The organism is Bradyrhizobium sp. 2TAF36 (assembly GCF_052114925.1).
Taxonomy (GTDB): domain Bacteria; phylum Pseudomonadota; class Alphaproteobacteria; order Rhizobiales; family Xanthobacteraceae; genus Bradyrhizobium; species Bradyrhizobium barranii.
In genome coordinates, this window is sequence record NZ_JBFRFR010000011.1 from 33,111 (window position 1) to 47,720 (window position 14,610).

Genomic DNA, 14,610 nt, shown 5'->3' on the forward strand with positions numbered 1-14,610 from the left:
GCGCCAGTTGCGGCGCGCTTTGCAATGGAGACGATCATGTACGACCACATCGGACTGCGTGTTGCCGACCTCGACGCCGCCACGCGCTTCTACACCGCGGTGCTGGCGCCGCTCGGCTACGCCCTGCGCTCCAGCGGCGACGGCTATGCGGGCTTCGGGCCGAAGGGCGAGCCGGCGCTCTGGCTGCACCTGAACAAGGGACGCAAGGCCGACGGCGCGCATATCGCGTTTCGCGCCAAGGACCATGATGCGGTCAAGGCATTCCACAGCGAAGGCTTGAAGAGCGGCGGCCGTGACAATGGCGGCGCCGGCCCGCGCAAGGACTATAGCCCGACCTACTACGCGGCGTTCCTGATTGATCCCGATGGCAACAACATCGAGGCGGTTTGCGTGTAGAGCCCGCCGCGCACGAGCACTCGCAGGGTGGGCAAAGCGACTTGTCCGCCGTAGCTCGAAGAGCGAAGGCGGAAGCGTGCCCACCATCGCGTGCGACTGTGCCGATGAATGGTGGGCACGGCGCGCGAAGAGCGCGCCTTTGCCCACACTACGAACCTTTCAATCAAGGACACCTTCATGGCCTCCATCCACAACGACATTTCCCTCCCCGTTCCCGCCCGCGACGTCTGGGACGCCGTACGCGATTTCGGCGCGCTACCTCAGCGGCTGGCGCCGGGCTTCGTCACCGCCTGCACGCTCGACGGCGATGCACGCATCGTCACCTTCGCCAATGGATCAGTGGCGCGCGAGGTGCTGGTCGATTGCGACGATGCGCGGCGGCGGCTGGTCTACGCCATCAACAACGAGCGGCTCAGGCATTACAGCGCCTCGGTGCAGGTGATCGCCGAGGGCGAGGCGAGCTGCCGCCTTGTCTGGATCATCGACATGCTGCCGAACGAGCTTGCGGCTTACGTCCAGGGGCAGACCAGGGACGCCGTCGCCGCGATACACCGAGCGTTCCCAGCCGTGGCTGCGTGATCTTTCTCACAGAGCCCTGCCCTCGCCGGCCCTAACGATGGCCGCGTGCGTCCGGTTGGCTCCGCTCTCCCGGCGGAGCCACGCACGCGAGGAGCAGGCCATGAGAGGTGCGGATAAAGTGATCTGCCAGGCAGCCGCCGTATTGATGCGGCTCGCCAATGTCGGCGGCGGCGGCCATCGCCGCCACAGACACCGCTAGTCTGCAACGCCCGAAAGCGCAGGCCTGATCGCAGGTTTCGTCTCGCGCGGCCCCCAGCGTGTCAGCACCACGCTGGAGCACGAGAGCAGGCCGAGCACGACCATCGAGCTGGCGGCCAGCCAGAAGAAGCTCTGCGCGGTGGCGTCATGCGTCGACAGCCACCAGCCGCAGGCCGCGATGTAGATCAGCCGCGCGGTCTGCGCCAGCACCGGCCCGATCACCTTGGCCGCGCCCTGCGACGAGAAATACATCGTCGAGGCGAGCCCGATGAAGGCGTAGAACGGCGCCACCGTCGACAGATATTCATGGCTGGTCGCGCGCACGGTGGCGCTGTCGGTGAAGATGTTGACCCAGAGATCTGGGAACAGCGCGACGAGGCACGCCGGCGCGCCGACGGCGACGAACGCGCTCGCACCGGCGATCCAGGCGATGCGCCGGGCGCGCGCGATGCGCACCGCGCCGATCGCCATGCCGATCATCGGCACCGAAGCGATGCCGAACGAGAACGCGATCGAGGTCAGCAAAAATTCCAGCCGCGCGCCGATGCCGTAGCCGGCGAGGATCGCAGTGCCGAACTTTGCCAGCATGTGGGTGAAGATCGAGATCGTCAGCACCGATTGCAGCGGCGAGAAGCAGGCGATGGCGCCGACCTTCAGGATATCGAAGAACATCGCCCATTGAACGCGAAGCCCGCGCAGTTTCGGCACGATTCGGGCGCGGCCGGAGAACAGGTACCAGCCCATCACGCAGATATTCACGGAATAGGCGATCAGCGAGCCGGCCGCGACGCCGCGCATGCCGAACTGCGGCACGGGTCCGAGCCCGAGGCCCAGCGTGCCGCCAAGCACGACCTGCATGACCGCGGAATTCAGCATCAACAGCGAGGGCAGCTTCATGTTGCCGGTGCCGCGCAACACGCCGGCCATGGTGTTGAGCAGCCACGGCAGCACGGCCCCGCCAAAAAACACCTGTGTGTAGGCGACCGCATGCGTCAGCACATCCCCGCGTCCGCCGAGCATCTCCAGCACCTTGGGCCCGAAGATCAGCATGCCCAGCATGAAGACGAGGCCGAAGGTGATGCCGATCAGCAGCGCATGTGCGGCGAGCGTGCCGGCGCGCTCGCGATCGCCTGCGCCGAGCGCCCGCGCGATGGCCGACGCCACGGCGCCGCCCATGGCCCCGCCGGACATCGTCATGGTCAGGATCACTGTCGGAAACACCAGCGCCATTGCCGCCAGCGCCTCGACGCCGAGCCGGCCGATATAGGAGGTCTCCGCGATCACCACACAGGTGCCGGCCGACAGCGCGACCACGTTCGGCCAGGCGAGGCCGAGCAGCGTGCGCAGAATCGGCCCGTCCATCAGCGCGCTTCGTACCGGCCGCGGAGGCGGCGGCAACGGACGCTCTTGTTCATCGACCGGGATTTCGGCGATGTCGGACATGTCCTCTCCCGGGCGCAGGCCATTCGCGGCGCGGCAATGCGTAGGTGTGCCAATAAATTTCTTCGCGCGGAAGGCGCGGCGACAGGCTTAGCACGGCAATTGCCGATTCCTCCTGCGCCGGATGCAGGCGTGCCCTGCGGCAGCGCATTTCAACAGGTGGAATTACTCAATGGTCCACACCAGTGGCGGCCGACCGCCCGCTGTCGGGCGCAGGTGCACGCCGATGTGCCGCCCGCATCCGGCAGCGAGCCCCTCGAACAACCCTTCCAGCACTTTGGTGCAGGCGCGATGATAGTCGGCGACGTCATCCATCAGCTTCCAGCTCTGCTGGCGAAATTCAAACGCGCCTTCTGATGCCATCGTCTCGGCAGAGTCATCCTGCGCGGCAAACAGCGCATTCAGGAACGCCGCGAACTCGCGTGCGCCACCGCGGCGCATAGACAGCGCTGCCGCGACCTCTTCAAAATACTGCATCCCGATCAGCTTGCCGGTGAGGTGCAGGAGATAGCCGGCGTCTTCCGGGCCGAACAATTGCACCATGACGGGCGCGGCGGTGCGCACATATTCCATCGCGTAGTTGCGGTAGGCTTTTTCCAGCCGCGGCTTCGGCCAGCTCGCGACGGGCAAGGCAGGCGCGGTCTTGGCGTCGAACAACGGCGCTTCCAGATGGCGCGCGAACACCAGGCGCTGATCCAGCTCGAGCGGGTGGTCGTACTGATAATAGTAGCCTTCGAGCCCGTCCTGACCGTCGACGCTCTGCTTGGTGCAGACGAAGCCGAGCCTGGTATCGCCGAGCGCGACGCCATTGTTGGCGTGCCAGCCGCGCAGCATCGCGCGCGAGACCTCGCCCGGCACGCCGCAGATCGCGGTGCCCTTCCAGATCCAGCGCGGCGGCGGATAGCGGATCCAGGCTTTGCGGTCGCTCTCATACATGTACTCGACATGCACGCCGCCGATCCAGTTGGAGAGATAATGATATTGCGCGGCGGCCACCGCCGGCGGCAAATGACTGAGACCGAGCTTTTCGAGCCCCGGCAGGAAGCGCTCCTGCTGCTGGCGACGAAACACGCGGAAGACGAATTCGGCAGCATCCGCCGTGCCGCGCCGCGTGACGACGATGAGGATGAGGCCGGTGAAGTAGGCGTGATAGAGGTCGGCGACCGCGCGCCAGCGCTTCCGTTGCGCTTCCTGTGCTGCGTCTGTTGCGGCGGCCATGTTCGCTCCCGACCGTTGTTTTGATCGAGTGTGTCACTGCGCCCGGTACGAGGCAACCTGACGCTCAAGCAGAGCGCCCTGCACGCCAGCCCGTCAATTCCGCATCACGAATTTTGTTCAAGCCTGGCCGCGCGCTCGCGCTCAACGCGTTCGGTGACGTCGCGCGCCATCGCGACCGATCCGACCACGGCACCACCGGCATCGCGCACCAGCGCGAAGGTCATCTCGATGTAGAGCTTGCGTCCGCTTTTGTGCAGCGCGCGGGTCAGCGTCGGCTTGCCCGCAAGCTTCATCGCCCCGGTGGCAAGCGCAGCTTCGAAGCCCTTCCAGTGCGCGGCACGCAGATGTTCGGGAATGATCAGATCGAGGTTCTGGCCGAGCGCCTCGTCCGCCGAGAAGCCGAACAGTGTGGTCGATGCGCGATTCCAGCGCGTGATGGTGCCGGAGCGATCCGAATAGATCAGCGCGTCCGCGACGTCGTCGACGATCCTTGCGTCGAGTTCGGATGAATTGGTCATCGGGAAGCCTCGCACGTAGCCGGAACTTGCTTCGCATCCTGCCACACATTCAGTGTCATCGCCTGAGTTGATCGGGCGATCCAGGATTCCGAGGCGGCAGTGATTAAATCGAAAGGTTGCGGCGTACTGGATGCCCCGGTCAAGCCGGGGCATGACGGCGGAGAGTGAGGCTAGCACTACACCCGAAAATGCTTCGATAGTTTGAGCCCCTGCGCCTGGTAGTTCGAGCCGATGCGCTGGCCGTACATCGCGTCGGGGCGCGCCAGCATCTTCTCGTAGACGAGGCGGCCGACGATCTGGCCGTGCTCGAGGATGAACGGCACCTCGCGCGAGCGCACTTCGAGCACGGCGCGCGATCCCTGCCCGCCAGCGCCGGCATAGCCGAAGCCGGGATCGAAGAATCCGGCATAGTGCACGCGGAACTCGCCGACCAGGGGATCGAACGGCACCATCTCCGCGGCGTAATCGGGCGGCACCTGCACGGCTTCCTTGGAGGCGAGGATGTAGAACTCGCCGGGATCGAGGATCAGGCTGCCGTCGGGACGCGCCGAGATCGGCTCCCAGAAATCCTCCACCGCATAGCCGGAGCGGCGGTCGACGTCGACGACGCCGGTGTGGCGCTTGGCGCGATAGCCGACGAAGCCGTTGGCCTTCTCGCCGGAGAGGTCGACGGAGACGGCGACGCCGCCGGTGAGATCGRCATCGTCGAGATCGACGAGACGCTCGGTCGCATGCAGCGCCTCGAGCTCGTCGATGTTGAGGATGGCATCTCCGGTGCGGAAGCGCACCTGGCTCAGGCGCGAGCCCTCGCTGACCAGCACCGGAAACGTCTTCGGGCTGATCTCGGCGTAGAGCGGGCCGTGATAGCCGGCGCCGATCATGTCGAAGCGGCGGGTGCCGTCGGCGATGACACGGGTGAAGACATCGAGCCGGCCGGTCGAGCTTTTCGGGTTCGCGGCGGCGACGATCTCCGGCGGCAGCGCCAGGCTTTCCAAGAGCGGCACGATGTAGACGCAGTTGGTCTCCAGCACCGCGCCATCGGCGAGGCTGAACTCGTGCAGCTTTAACTCGTCGATGCGCTCGGCGACGGTCGCGCCGGGACCCGGCAGGAAGCTGGCGCGAACGCGATAGGCGATGTCGCCGAGGCGAAGGTCGAGGCTCGCCGGCTGGATCTGGCTTTCGACGAAGTCATAAGCGGGCAGGATGAGGCCCGCCTTCGCCATCGCCGCGATCATGCGGTCGGGCAGGATACCATTGGCGTCGGCGGCAACCGTGAAGCTCAACCGGGGGTCCTCGTCAGGGGTCAAATGCATCCGGACATGATAGCAGCCTTTTACGGCTATCCGATGGACGCCTTGACGGAAAGGCCATTGCGGAATATGAGCATCACTTATCCCGTGGTGATTTGAGCCGGCCGGCTTGCAGCCACGTTAAATAAGTCGCTAAACAGGCCGGGGACCTCTGTGATCCCGGCCCGTGGAAGTTATCCAGGCCGGTTTTTTTGTGACCATTTTCGATGGTCACGCAGAGGAGGTCCTATGTCGAAGTCCCCGGCGTCCACCACGCAATACCGTCCCGAAACCCGCCTGGTCCATTCCGGCACCCTGCGCTCGCAATATGGCGAGACGTCGGAGGCGCTGTTCCTGACCCAGGGCTACGTCTACAACAGCGCCGAGGAGTGCGAGGCGCGGTTCAAGGGCGAGGACCCCGGCTTCATCTATTCGCGCTATTCCAACCCGACCATCTCGATGTTCGAGCGCCGCATGATCGAGCTCGAAGGCGCCGAAGCCGCCCGCTCGGCGGCGACCGGCATGGCCGCGGTGACGACCGCGATCCTGGCGCCGCTGAAGGCCGGCGATCACGTGGTGGCCTCGCGCGCGCTGTTCGGCTCCTGTCTCTACGTCATTCAGGATCTGTTGCCGCGCTACGGCATCGAGACGACGCTGGTCGACGGTCTCGATCTCGACCAGTGGCAGCGCGCCTTGAGGCCGAACACCAAGACGTTCTTCCTGGAGAGCCCGACCAACCCGACGCTCGACGTGCTCGACATACCAGGGATCGCCGAGATCGCGCACAGCGGCGGCGCGCGGCTCGTCGTCGACAACGTGTTCGCGACGCCGATCTGGCAGAGCCCGCTCGCGCTCGGCGCCGACGTCGTGGTCTATTCCGCGACCAAGCACATCGACGGCCAGGGCCGTTGTCTCGGCGGCATCATCCTGTCGTCTGAAGCGTTCATCGCCGAGCACATCCACAATTTCATGCGCCAGACCGGCCCGTCGATCTCGCCGTTCAACGCGTGGGTCCTGCTCAAGGGCCTGGAAACGCTCGGTGTACGCGTGCGCGCGCAGACCGAGACGGCGGGACGCATCGCCGACGTGCTGGCGAGCCATCCGAAGATTTCGCGGCTGGTCTATCCCGGCCGCGCCGATCATCCGCAGGCAGCTCTCGTGAAGAAGCAGATGCGCGGCGGCTCGACCCTGGTCGGCTTCGAGGTCAAGGGCGGCAAGCAGGGTGCGTTCCGCGTGCTCAACGAGCTCAAGCTTGCAAAAATCTCGAACAATCTCGGCGATGCCAAGAGCCTCGTCACGCATCCGGCGACCACGACGCATCAGCGCCTCAAGCCGGAAGACCGCGCCGCGCTCGGCATCAGCGAGGGCTTCATCCGCTTCTCGGCGGGGCTCGAGCATGTGGATGATCTGATCGAGGATCTGACCGCGGCGCTGGAGAAGGCGTGAGGGCTCCACGAGCTCGGAATCGTAGGGTGGGCAAAGCGACTTGTCCGCCGTAGCTCGAAGAGCGAAGGCGGAAGCGTGCCCACCATTCACAATCATATCGCCGATAGATGGTGGGCACGGCGCGCGAAGGGCGCGCCTTTGCCCACCCTACGGCACCGAGCTACATCGGCCGGTACGTTCGCACGTCCGCGGGCACGTTGACGCCGAGCTTGATCTGGCCGACGGAGCGGATGATGTCGTCGCCGAGGATCTGCGCGAAGCAGGCATAGCCCCAATCGTTCATATGCAGGCCGTCGGCGATCACGAAACTCTCGACCGGGATCGATTGATTCTCGTGCCAGTCGCGCATCACCTCGAAGCGGGGGAAGATGCCGACGTGACGGAGTTCGGCGACCTTGCCGAGCAGGTGCACCATCTTGCCGGCGCTCTCCTTGCGCTGGTTGACGGCCGGCGAATATTGCGGATCGACCAGCACGATGTCGGCGCCGCCAGCGGCCTGGATGCGGGAGATGCCGTCCTCGACCATCTTGGCGGTGTCACCGGGATCGAGATTGCGCAGCACGGCGTTGGTGCCGACCTGCCAGATCACGAGATCCGGATGCACGTCGATCACCTCCTTCTGGAGGCGCTTCATCATCTCGGGCGCGTCCTCGCCGCCGACGCCGGCGTTGATGACGGTGATGTCGGCGGTCGGATATTGCCGGCGGAGCTGCGCGGCGAGACGGTTCGGATAGTTGAAATCGGGCGAGCTTGCGCCATAGCCTGCCGTCGACGACGAGCCGAACGCAACGATCACGACGGGTTTGCCGGCGACGAGCTTGCCCGCAACATGCGGCAGCGAGCCCATCGCCTTCGAGCCACCCTTCGGCGTGAGGCAGGGCACGCGGCTGAAAATGTCCCCGGCGGATTTCGCGACCTGCTTCACCTTGTCGATGGCGCGGGCGGTCACGCCGCGCTGCTCGTGGGACGTCGCGGCGACGGTGGTCTGGGAGGGCGAAGCGGAAGCCGGACTAGCGGCCTGCTGCGGCGCGGGCGTTGCCTGCGTGGCCTGCGCCTGCACTGGTGCCAGCGACATCGGCGTCAGGAGCAGCAGAGCCGCCGCGGGCGCAGCCAGCCATGCTGTCAACCAAAAAGGGCGGAGAGAACTCATTAACGCTAGACCTCAATTTTGCTGCTGGGCCGGCCCCAGATGGGCTGCGTCGATCACAAACTGTGCCAACGCCCGGCCAAGGCAGTCATGGACCTGTTTCGCCAGCTCTGGCCCACGGGACGGGCTGAACAGGTCGAACTGACCCTGATCATTCCACTGCCGCATGATCGCGAAACGGTCGAACAGCGGGATGTCATGCTCCTGCGCCACCACCCGCATATTGTCGAGATAGGGCGGCACCGAGATCATGGTTTCGGTACGCGGGCTGTACTGCAAGTTCATCAACACGACGTCAGCCCCTGCTTTTTGCAGCGCGGAAACCCCTTCGGTCACCGCCCCGCGAAAATCATCGGGATCAATCGCTCGGATAGCATCCACAGTCCCGGTCTGCCAGATGACCAAAGTAGGCCTTTTTGCTTCCATCAGCTTAACGAAGGTGGCGGCCGCCTCCTCGGCCGTCTTCTTGCTCTGTATTTCTACGGAGACGTGCACGGTCTCCGACGGCAGCAGCCTGTCCTGCAGGATGGCCTGCATGCGCGCCGGATAGGAGCTGTCCTCCGAGGCCGGAATCGTGGTCGAACGGCTGCCGATGACCAGGATTTCGAGCGGTTTGCCGGCCTTGATGGCATCGGCGACCCTCGGAAGCTGGCTTTCAGTGGAGAGCAGATAGGATGGCAATTCGCAGGCCGGGGGCGCGGCCGGAGCAGGCGACACAGCGTCGCCCGCGCGCGCCAGGGGCGCGGCGAGGCTACCGCACAGCAGGACCAGGCTCAGGAGAACCTTCGCCTTCATCAGCCCCCTCCCGCCAGATCGGCGTTGCCGACGGCGTTTTTGGTTTTCGCACCGCTCTTGTCAGCCACGCGCTTGTACCACGAAATCACCCATGCAACGCCCCACATGATCAGGATTCCGGAGAGACTAATCAGCGCATGCATGGCTGCGCCGCCGGAGACTTCGGCCAGGATGAAATGGCCGGCGAAGGCGAGGAAGACGCCGAGGCAGAAGATCTCCAGGGAATGCTGGCCGCAGAGGATCAGCGGCCGCAGCCAGGGCGATTTCAGGCCCGGCCATTCCCGGGGCAGGAAGCGAACGGTGAGCGCGGCGAACGCCAGGAAATGCGTGAAGCGCAGCACGTCGAGATCGGCCTTGTCGATCGGATACATCCACTGCTCGAGCCGCCTCGGCATGAAGTGGGAGAGCTGCGGCACATACCAGGTCAGCGTCACGTAGAACGCCGCGACCAGATAGGCGATCGATATCCACATCGTGACGCGGGACGCCAGGATGCGCGACATGCGTCGCGCACCTCCGAGCGCACACCATGCACCGAATACGAAAAGCAATTGCCAGGCGAAGGGATTGAACGCCCAGAAGCCGTTCGGATAGGCCGACAGATAGAGGTCGTATTCCCAGGTCACCGCGTAGAGCACGACCGAGAGGCCGAGCGTCACGTCGGGCCGCCATTTCATCAGCCACAAGATCAAGGGCAGCGCCAGCATCAGCACGATATAGAGCGGCAGCACGTCCATGTTGACCGGACGAAAGCGCAGCAGCAGCGCCTGCACGATCGTGACGTCGGGCTGCTTGAGGAAATCCATGATGCCCATCTCTTCGGTGTAGAGCGGGTTCTCGAACCTGGTCGCAACGTAGGAGATTTCGGCGAGGAAGATCGTGAACAGAAAGACGTGGGCGACATAGATCTGCCAGACGCGTCGCAGGATGCGCGCGGTGGCGACGACGAAGCCGCTTTCGAGCATTGCACGACCGTAGACGAACGCCGCGGTATAGCCGGAGATGAAGATGAAGATCTCGGTGGCGTCGCTGAAGCCGTAATTGCGGATCGTGAACCAGGTCAAAAGGCTCGGCGGCAGATGGTCGACGAAGATCAGCCACAGCGCGAGCCCGCGGAACAGGTCGAGCCGGAGCTCGCGCTCGCCGATGGCGGGCAGCGTGACGGCCGGCGCGGCGGAGCGCGGCTTCGCCTCCGCAGGTCTGGCCTCCGCAGGCTTGCCGGTTCCCGCGATCGTCGATCCCGTCAGTTGGTCGGCAATGGTCATCGGGGGTTCGAAACCCTTCCGCAAATCGCGACGTGTCATGGAGTGTACAGGTCCGGCCGTCGTCTCGCAAAGCGGCCGGATCACATTGGGTCTACTTCCTCGGCAATTCTGGCGGCACGATGTCACCAAAACCGCCTGCGGGCGTTGGTTCCCGGCCGGGTTTTCGTTATGATGGCAGCCATGTATCGCGCCGTGACCCGCCAGATCGAAGTGACCGTCGAGCCGAACTTTGTTCCGGAGCAGTCGTCGGCTGACCGCTCCCGCTATTTCTGGTCCTACACCATCGTCATCACCAATTCCGGCGACGAAACCGTGCAGCTGAAGACGCGGCACTGGATCATCACCGACGCCACCGGCCGCCAGCAGGAGGTCAGGGGCGAGGGCGTCGTCGGCGAGCAGCCGACCCTGGCTCCCGGCGAGCGCTTCGAATACACCTCCGGCGTGCCGCTCGCGACCGCCTCGGGCTTCATGACCGGCCGCTACCAGATGGTCAGCGAAAGCGGCGAACGCTTCGAGATCGACGTACCGACATTCTCGCTGGACAGCCCGGACAACAAGCGGGTGTTGAATTAGCGCGGTGCCGTAGGGTGGGCAAAGGCGCAAAGCGCCGTGCCCACCATTCCAAACGTGGCGCATAAGATGGTGGGCACGCTGCGCTTTGCCCACCCTCCGACTGGATTGCTTCGCTGCGCGCAACGACGGAGGATGCGATGCCTACGCGTCTTCCACGCCCGCCTCGTGCGGCGTGAACTGGTACACCGACGAGCAGAACTCGCAGGTCACGACGACCTTGTCGTCCTTGACCATGGCGGCGCGGTCGTCGGGCGAGAAGCTCTTCAGCATCGCACCAACCGCGTCCCGCGAGCAGGAGCATTGCGCCTTCAGCGCCAGCGGATTGAACACGCGCACGCCGCGCTCGTGGAACAGACGGAACAGCAGCCGCTCGCCGGAGAGTTCGGGGTCGATCAGCTCGACGTCCTCGACGGTCTCGACCAGCGAACGCGCCTCGACCCAGGCGTCGTCTTCGGCGACAGCATGCACCTCCGCGCCTTCGGGCGCATCGCCGGGATGCAAATCGGCCTGACGCGCGCGCTCGGGCGCCTTCGGCAGGAACTGCATCAGCATGCCGCCGGCGCGCCAGCGATGCTTGCCGCCGTCGTTCGAGCGCCACTCCTCACCGACCGCGAGACGCACGCGCGTCGGGATCTGCTCGGAGCGCATGAAATATTCGTGGGCGGCATCTTCCAGGCTGCCGCCGTCGAGCGCGACCAGACCCTGGTAGCGGCTCATGTCGGGACCCTGGTCGATGGTCATGGCGAGATGACCGTTACCGAGGAGCGTGCCGGAATCTTTTGTCTCGCCGAGGCGCTCGGCATCGTAGCGCGCATAGGCGCGCAGGCGATCCGGCGCCATGTAGTCGACGACCAGGAACGACACCGGACCGTCGGTCTGGGCCTGGAGGATGAAGCGGCCCTCGAACTTCAGCGCCGAGCCGAGCAGCGTCGTCAGCACGATGGCCTCGCCGAGCAGCTTGCCCACGGCAGCGGGATAATCGTGCTTCGTCAGGATCTCGTCGAGCGCGGGACCGAGCCGCACCAGGCGGCCGCGCACGTCGAGTGCGTCGACCTCGTAAGGCAGCACGGCGTCATCGATGGGAACCGCTGATGGTGCGCGAACCGGGCCTTCAGGCCCGGTATTCATGTCAGGGGATTGGGAAACCATGGCGCTTTATCTGGGGTCGATGGAGGAAAATGGAAGAGGGCTCAAGGGTGGTGTGTTCCGGATGCACTTATGATCGCACAGGATCCTGCAAATTCGATGTCGTCCCGGCGCGCGCAAAGCGCTGATACGGGACCCATAGCCACAGGATTACGCGATAGCCCGCGTAGCCCGGATGGAGCGTAGCGCAATCCGGGACCACTCCAACTGCGGACACAAACCCGGATTTCGCTGCGCTCCATCCGGGCTACAAGTGAGATTACTTCACCGCGTCAAAGCACCAGGCCAGAATGCCCTTCTGCGCATGCAGGCGGTTTTCGGCCTCGTCGAACACGACCGATTGCGGGCCGTCGATCACTTCGTCCGTGACCTCCTCGCCGCGATGGGCGGGCAGGCAATGCATGAACAGCGCATCGGGCTTGGCCAGCGACATCAGCTTCGAATTGACCTGATAGGGCTTGAGCACGTTGTGACGGTGCTCACCTTCCTTGTCGCCCATCGACACCCAGGTGTCGGTGACGACGCAGTCTGCGCCCTTCACGGCGGCCTCGGGATCGGTGCCGAGCACGATCGGCGCGCCGGTGGCCTTGATGAAGTCGCGCATCACCTTTTTCGGCGCAAGCTCCGGCGGCGTCGCGACATTGAGCTTGAACTTGAAACGCTCGGCGGCATGCGCCCAGGACGCCAGCACGTTGTTGTCGTCGCCGGTCCAGGCCACCGTCCTACCCTCGATCGGGCCGCGATGCTCTTCGTAGGTCATGAGGTCGGCCATCACTTGGCAAGGGTGCGAGCGCCGTGTCAGGCCGTTGATGACGGGCACCGTCGCATATTCCGCCAGCTCCAGCAGGGCCTCGTGATTGAGGATGCGGATCATGATGGCGTCGACATAGCGCGACAGCACGCGCGCCGTGTCGGCGATGGTCTCGCCGCGGCCGAGCTGCATCTCGGCGCCGGTCAGCATGATGGGCTCGCCGCCGAGCTGGCGCATGGCGACGTCGAACGAGACGCGGGTGCGGGTGGAGGGTCGCTCGAAGATCATCGCCAGCGTCTTGCCTTCCAGCGGTTTCACCGGCTGGTGCGCTTTCTGCTTCGCCTTCATGGCGGAGGAGGCCGCGAGCATGCTCTTGAGCTCCGACAACGGGAGCTCGTTGATATCCAGAAAGTGCTTCGGGGACTTGCTCATCAGCTTGCCGCCCGATTGGTCTGACTGGACGAGATCGCGGCGCAGGCGCGTTCGAGCCGCCCGACRCTGTCCTCGATTTCGGCTTCGGTGACGATCAAGGGCGGCAGGAAGCGCACGACATTGTCGCCGGCACCGACCGTGAGCAATTTTTCGTTGCGCAATGCCGCGCCGAGATCGCCGGACGGTACCACGGCCTTGATGCCGATCAGAAGGCCTTCGCCGCGCACTTCGCTGACGATGTCAGGATAACGATCGATCACGGAAGCGAGCTTCTGCTTGAGCAGCAGCGACATCTTCTGCACGTGATCGAAGAAGCCGGGCTTGAGCATGACGTCGAGCACGGCGTTGGCAGCCGAGATCGCGAGCGGATTACCGCCGAAGGTCGAGCCGTGCGAGCCGGGCCCCATGCCGGCAGCCGCGTCCGCGGTCGCCAGCACCGCGCCGATCGGGAAGCCGCCACCGAGCGCCTTGGCCAGCGACATCACGTCAGGCGTGACGCCGGTGCGGCGATGCGCGAACAGATCGCCGGTGCGGCCCATGCCAGTCTGCACCTCGTCGAACGCGAGCAGCAGGCCCTTCTCATCGCAGAGCTGGCGCAACGCCCTCAGGAAGGCGGGCGTTGCCGAACGCACGCCGCCCTCGCCCTGGATCGGTTCGATCAGGATGCCGGCGGTCTGCGGACCGATCGCCTTCTTGACGGCTTCGATATCGCCATGCGGGACCTGGTCGAAGCCGTCCATCGGCGGGCCAAACCCTTCGAGATATTTTGCCGAACCGGTCGCGGCGAGCGTTGCCAGCGTGCGGCCGTGGAAGGCGCCTTCGAAGGTGATGATGCGGTAACGTTCCGGATGACCCTTGGAGAAGTGATGATGGCGGACCAGCTTGATCACACCTTCCAGCGCTTCGGCGCCGGAATTGCAGAAGAACACGAAGTCCGCGAAGCTTTCGTTGCACAGACGCGCGGCGAGCTTCTCGCCGTCCGGGCTCTGGAACAGGTTCGACATGTGCCAGAGTTTGGTGGCCTGCTCCTGCAACGCCTTGACCAACGCAGGATGAGCATGGCCGAGCGCATTCACCGCCACGCCCGAGGTGAAATCGAGATAGCGATCGCCATTGGTCGCAATCAGCCAGCAGCCTTCACCGCGCTCGAAACCGAGGTCGGACCTGGCGAAAACGGGGAGCAAATGCGGCGCTGCGCTGTTAGTCATGACGATCACTTGAATGTTGCGGACGGTGTGAGCGTGCATTGCGCAACGCACCATTGACCGGCCCGGAAAACGAAACGTGCCGCCTTTTAAGGGCGGCACGTGTGACTATCTTATGCTTGGTGAAACCGGTGTCAATGCCGCCCGGAAAGCCTCGCGAAACGCAGAATCCGTAGTCTTGCGGTGGCGATTTTGCGTATTTCCGCCACGGA

14 protein-coding genes and 1 riboswitch are annotated in these 14,610 nt (G+C 64.8%); of the genes, 4 read left to right on the forward strand and 10 right to left on the reverse strand.

Annotated features, from left to right (window positions below):
* The first annotated feature begins 36 nt into the window (after positions 1 to 36).
* Both AB4Z51_RS08305 and AB4Z51_RS08310 read left to right on the forward strand, forming a co-directional pair.
* Complete coding sequence (locus AB4Z51_RS08305) at positions 37 to 396, forward strand: VOC family protein (RefSeq protein ID WP_441497244.1); 360 nt, start codon at positions 37 to 39, stop codon at positions 394 to 396.
* A gap of 177 nt (positions 397 to 573) precedes the next feature.
* Positions 574 to 975, forward strand: coding sequence for an SRPBCC family protein (locus AB4Z51_RS08310; protein ID WP_441497245.1), 402 nt, complete (start codon positions 574 to 576; stop codon positions 973 to 975).
* A 195-nt stretch (positions 976 to 1,170) separates the two neighbouring features.
* Here AB4Z51_RS08310 and AB4Z51_RS08315 read toward each other — a convergent pair whose 3' ends face one another.
* From AB4Z51_RS08315 to AB4Z51_RS08330, 4 genes are all read right to left on the reverse strand, one after another.
* Positions 1,171 to 2,616 (reverse strand): MATE family efflux transporter, encoded by a 1,446-nt coding sequence (locus AB4Z51_RS08315; RefSeq protein ID WP_441497246.1) that lies wholly within the window; start codon positions 2,614 to 2,616, stop codon positions 1,171 to 1,173.
* 162 nt (positions 2,617 to 2,778) lie between these two features.
* On the reverse strand, positions 2,779 to 3,831 hold the full coding sequence (locus AB4Z51_RS08320) for a hypothetical protein (RefSeq protein ID WP_441497247.1): 1,053 nt from the start codon (positions 3,829 to 3,831) through the stop codon (positions 2,779 to 2,781).
* A 104-nt stretch (positions 3,832 to 3,935) separates the two neighbouring features.
* Entirely contained in the window at positions 3,936 to 4,349 is a 414-nt protein-coding gene (locus AB4Z51_RS08325) for a PAS domain-containing protein (RefSeq protein ID WP_441497248.1), read from the reverse strand.
* A 176-nt stretch (positions 4,350 to 4,525) separates the two neighbouring features.
* Positions 4,526 to 5,662 (reverse strand): 2'-deoxycytidine 5'-triphosphate deaminase, encoded by a 1,137-nt coding sequence (locus tag AB4Z51_RS08330; RefSeq protein ID WP_441497249.1) that lies wholly within the window; start codon positions 5,660 to 5,662, stop codon positions 4,526 to 4,528.
* A gap of 74 nt (positions 5,663 to 5,736) precedes the next feature.
* Positions 5,737 to 5,816: riboswitch (SAM riboswitch) on the forward strand.
* A gap of 71 nt (positions 5,817 to 5,887) precedes the next feature.
* Here AB4Z51_RS08330 and AB4Z51_RS08335 point away from each other — a divergent pair.
* Positions 5,888 to 7,084, forward strand: coding sequence for an O-succinylhomoserine sulfhydrylase (locus AB4Z51_RS08335; RefSeq protein ID WP_166348157.1), 1,197 nt, complete (start codon positions 5,888 to 5,890; stop codon positions 7,082 to 7,084).
* A gap of 160 nt (positions 7,085 to 7,244) precedes the next feature.
* Here AB4Z51_RS08335 and AB4Z51_RS08340 read toward each other — a convergent pair whose 3' ends face one another.
* Genes AB4Z51_RS08340 through AB4Z51_RS08350 form a run of 3 tightly spaced genes read right to left on the reverse strand, consistent with a single transcriptional unit; the run spans position 7,245 to position 10,291 of the window.
* Positions 7,245 to 8,234, reverse strand: coding sequence for an SGNH/GDSL hydrolase family protein (locus AB4Z51_RS08340; RefSeq protein ID WP_063979874.1), 990 nt, complete (start codon positions 8,232 to 8,234; stop codon positions 7,245 to 7,247).
* Between the two features lie 12 nt (positions 8,235 to 8,246).
* Positions 8,247 to 9,026: an SGNH/GDSL hydrolase family protein gene (locus AB4Z51_RS08345; protein WP_441497250.1), complete on the reverse strand. Its 780-nt coding sequence runs from the start codon at positions 9,024 to 9,026 to the stop codon at positions 8,247 to 8,249.
* Positions 9,026 to 10,291 carry an OpgC domain-containing protein gene (locus tag AB4Z51_RS08350; RefSeq protein ID WP_441497251.1) on the reverse strand — a complete coding sequence of 422 codons (1,266 nt, stop codon included), beginning with the start codon at positions 10,289 to 10,291 and terminating at the stop codon, positions 9,026 to 9,028. Before AB4Z51_RS08350 ends, AB4Z51_RS08345 begins: the two co-directional genes overlap by 1 nt.
* 180 nt (positions 10,292 to 10,471) lie before the next feature.
* On the opposite strand from AB4Z51_RS08350, the gene apaG reads away from it, so the two are divergent.
* Positions 10,472 to 10,864: a Co2+/Mg2+ efflux protein ApaG gene (gene apaG, locus AB4Z51_RS08355; protein WP_014491305.1), complete on the forward strand. Its 393-nt coding sequence runs from the start codon at positions 10,472 to 10,474 to the stop codon at positions 10,862 to 10,864.
* Positions 10,865 to 11,005: 141 nt separating this feature from the next.
* Here apaG and AB4Z51_RS08360 read toward each other — a convergent pair whose 3' ends face one another.
* The 3 genes from AB4Z51_RS08360 to AB4Z51_RS08370 all read right to left on the reverse strand — a co-directional run bounded on the left by AB4Z51_RS08360 (position 11,006) and on the right by AB4Z51_RS08370 (position 14,401).
* Complete coding sequence (locus tag AB4Z51_RS08360; RefSeq protein WP_441497252.1) at positions 11,006 to 12,013, reverse strand: Hsp33 family molecular chaperone; 1,008 nt, start codon at positions 12,011 to 12,013, stop codon at positions 11,006 to 11,008.
* A gap of 256 nt (positions 12,014 to 12,269) precedes the next feature.
* Positions 12,270 to 13,193 (reverse strand): ornithine carbamoyltransferase, encoded by a 924-nt coding sequence (gene argF, locus AB4Z51_RS08365; protein WP_014491303.1) that lies wholly within the window; start codon positions 13,191 to 13,193, stop codon positions 12,270 to 12,272.
* Complete coding sequence (locus AB4Z51_RS08370; protein WP_208084050.1) at positions 13,193 to 14,401, reverse strand: aspartate aminotransferase family protein; 1,209 nt, start codon at positions 14,399 to 14,401, stop codon at positions 13,193 to 13,195. Before AB4Z51_RS08370 ends, argF begins: the two co-directional genes overlap by 1 nt.
* Between the last annotated feature and the right edge of the window lie 209 nt (positions 14,402 to 14,610).

Excerpts from the sequence above, each read along its gene's own strand:
- argF (WP_014491303.1), bottom strand. The coding sequence starts at position 13,193 with ATGAGCAAGTCCCCGAAGCACTTTCTGGATATCAACGAGCTCCCGTTG.
- AB4Z51_RS08340 (WP_063979874.1), bottom strand. The coding sequence starts at position 8,234 with ATGAGTTCTCTCCGCCCTTTTTGGTTGACAGCATGGCTGGCTGCGCCC.
- AB4Z51_RS08305 (WP_441497244.1), top strand. The coding sequence starts at position 37 with ATGTACGACCACATCGGACTGCGTGTTGCCGACCTCGACGCCGCCACG.
- AB4Z51_RS08310 (WP_441497245.1), top strand. The coding sequence starts at position 574 with ATGGCCTCCATCCACAACGACATTTCCCTCCCCGTTCCCGCCCGCGAC.
- AB4Z51_RS08350 (WP_441497251.1), bottom strand. The coding sequence starts at position 10,291 with ATGACCATTGCCGACCAACTGACGGGATCGACGATCGCGGGAACCGGC.
- AB4Z51_RS08335 (WP_166348157.1), top strand. The coding sequence starts at position 5,888 with ATGTCGAAGTCCCCGGCGTCCACCACGCAATACCGTCCCGAAACCCGC.
- AB4Z51_RS08315 (WP_441497246.1), bottom strand. The coding sequence starts at position 2,616 with ATGTCCGACATCGCCGAAATCCCGGTCGATGAACAAGAGCGTCCGTTG.
- AB4Z51_RS08345 (WP_441497250.1), bottom strand. The coding sequence starts at position 9,026 with ATGAAGGCGAAGGTTCTCCTGAGCCTGGTCCTGCTGTGCGGTAGCCTC.
- AB4Z51_RS08325 (WP_441497248.1), bottom strand. The coding sequence starts at position 4,349 with ATGACCAATTCATCCGAACTCGACGCAAGGATCGTCGACGACGTCGCG.
- apaG (WP_014491305.1), top strand. The coding sequence starts at position 10,472 with ATGTATCGCGCCGTGACCCGCCAGATCGAAGTGACCGTCGAGCCGAAC.
- AB4Z51_RS08320 (WP_441497247.1), bottom strand. The coding sequence starts at position 3,831 with ATGGCCGCCGCAACAGACGCAGCACAGGAAGCGCAACGGAAGCGCTGG.
- AB4Z51_RS08360 (WP_441497252.1), bottom strand. The coding sequence starts at position 12,013 with ATGGTTTCCCAATCCCCTGACATGAATACCGGGCCTGAAGGCCCGGTT.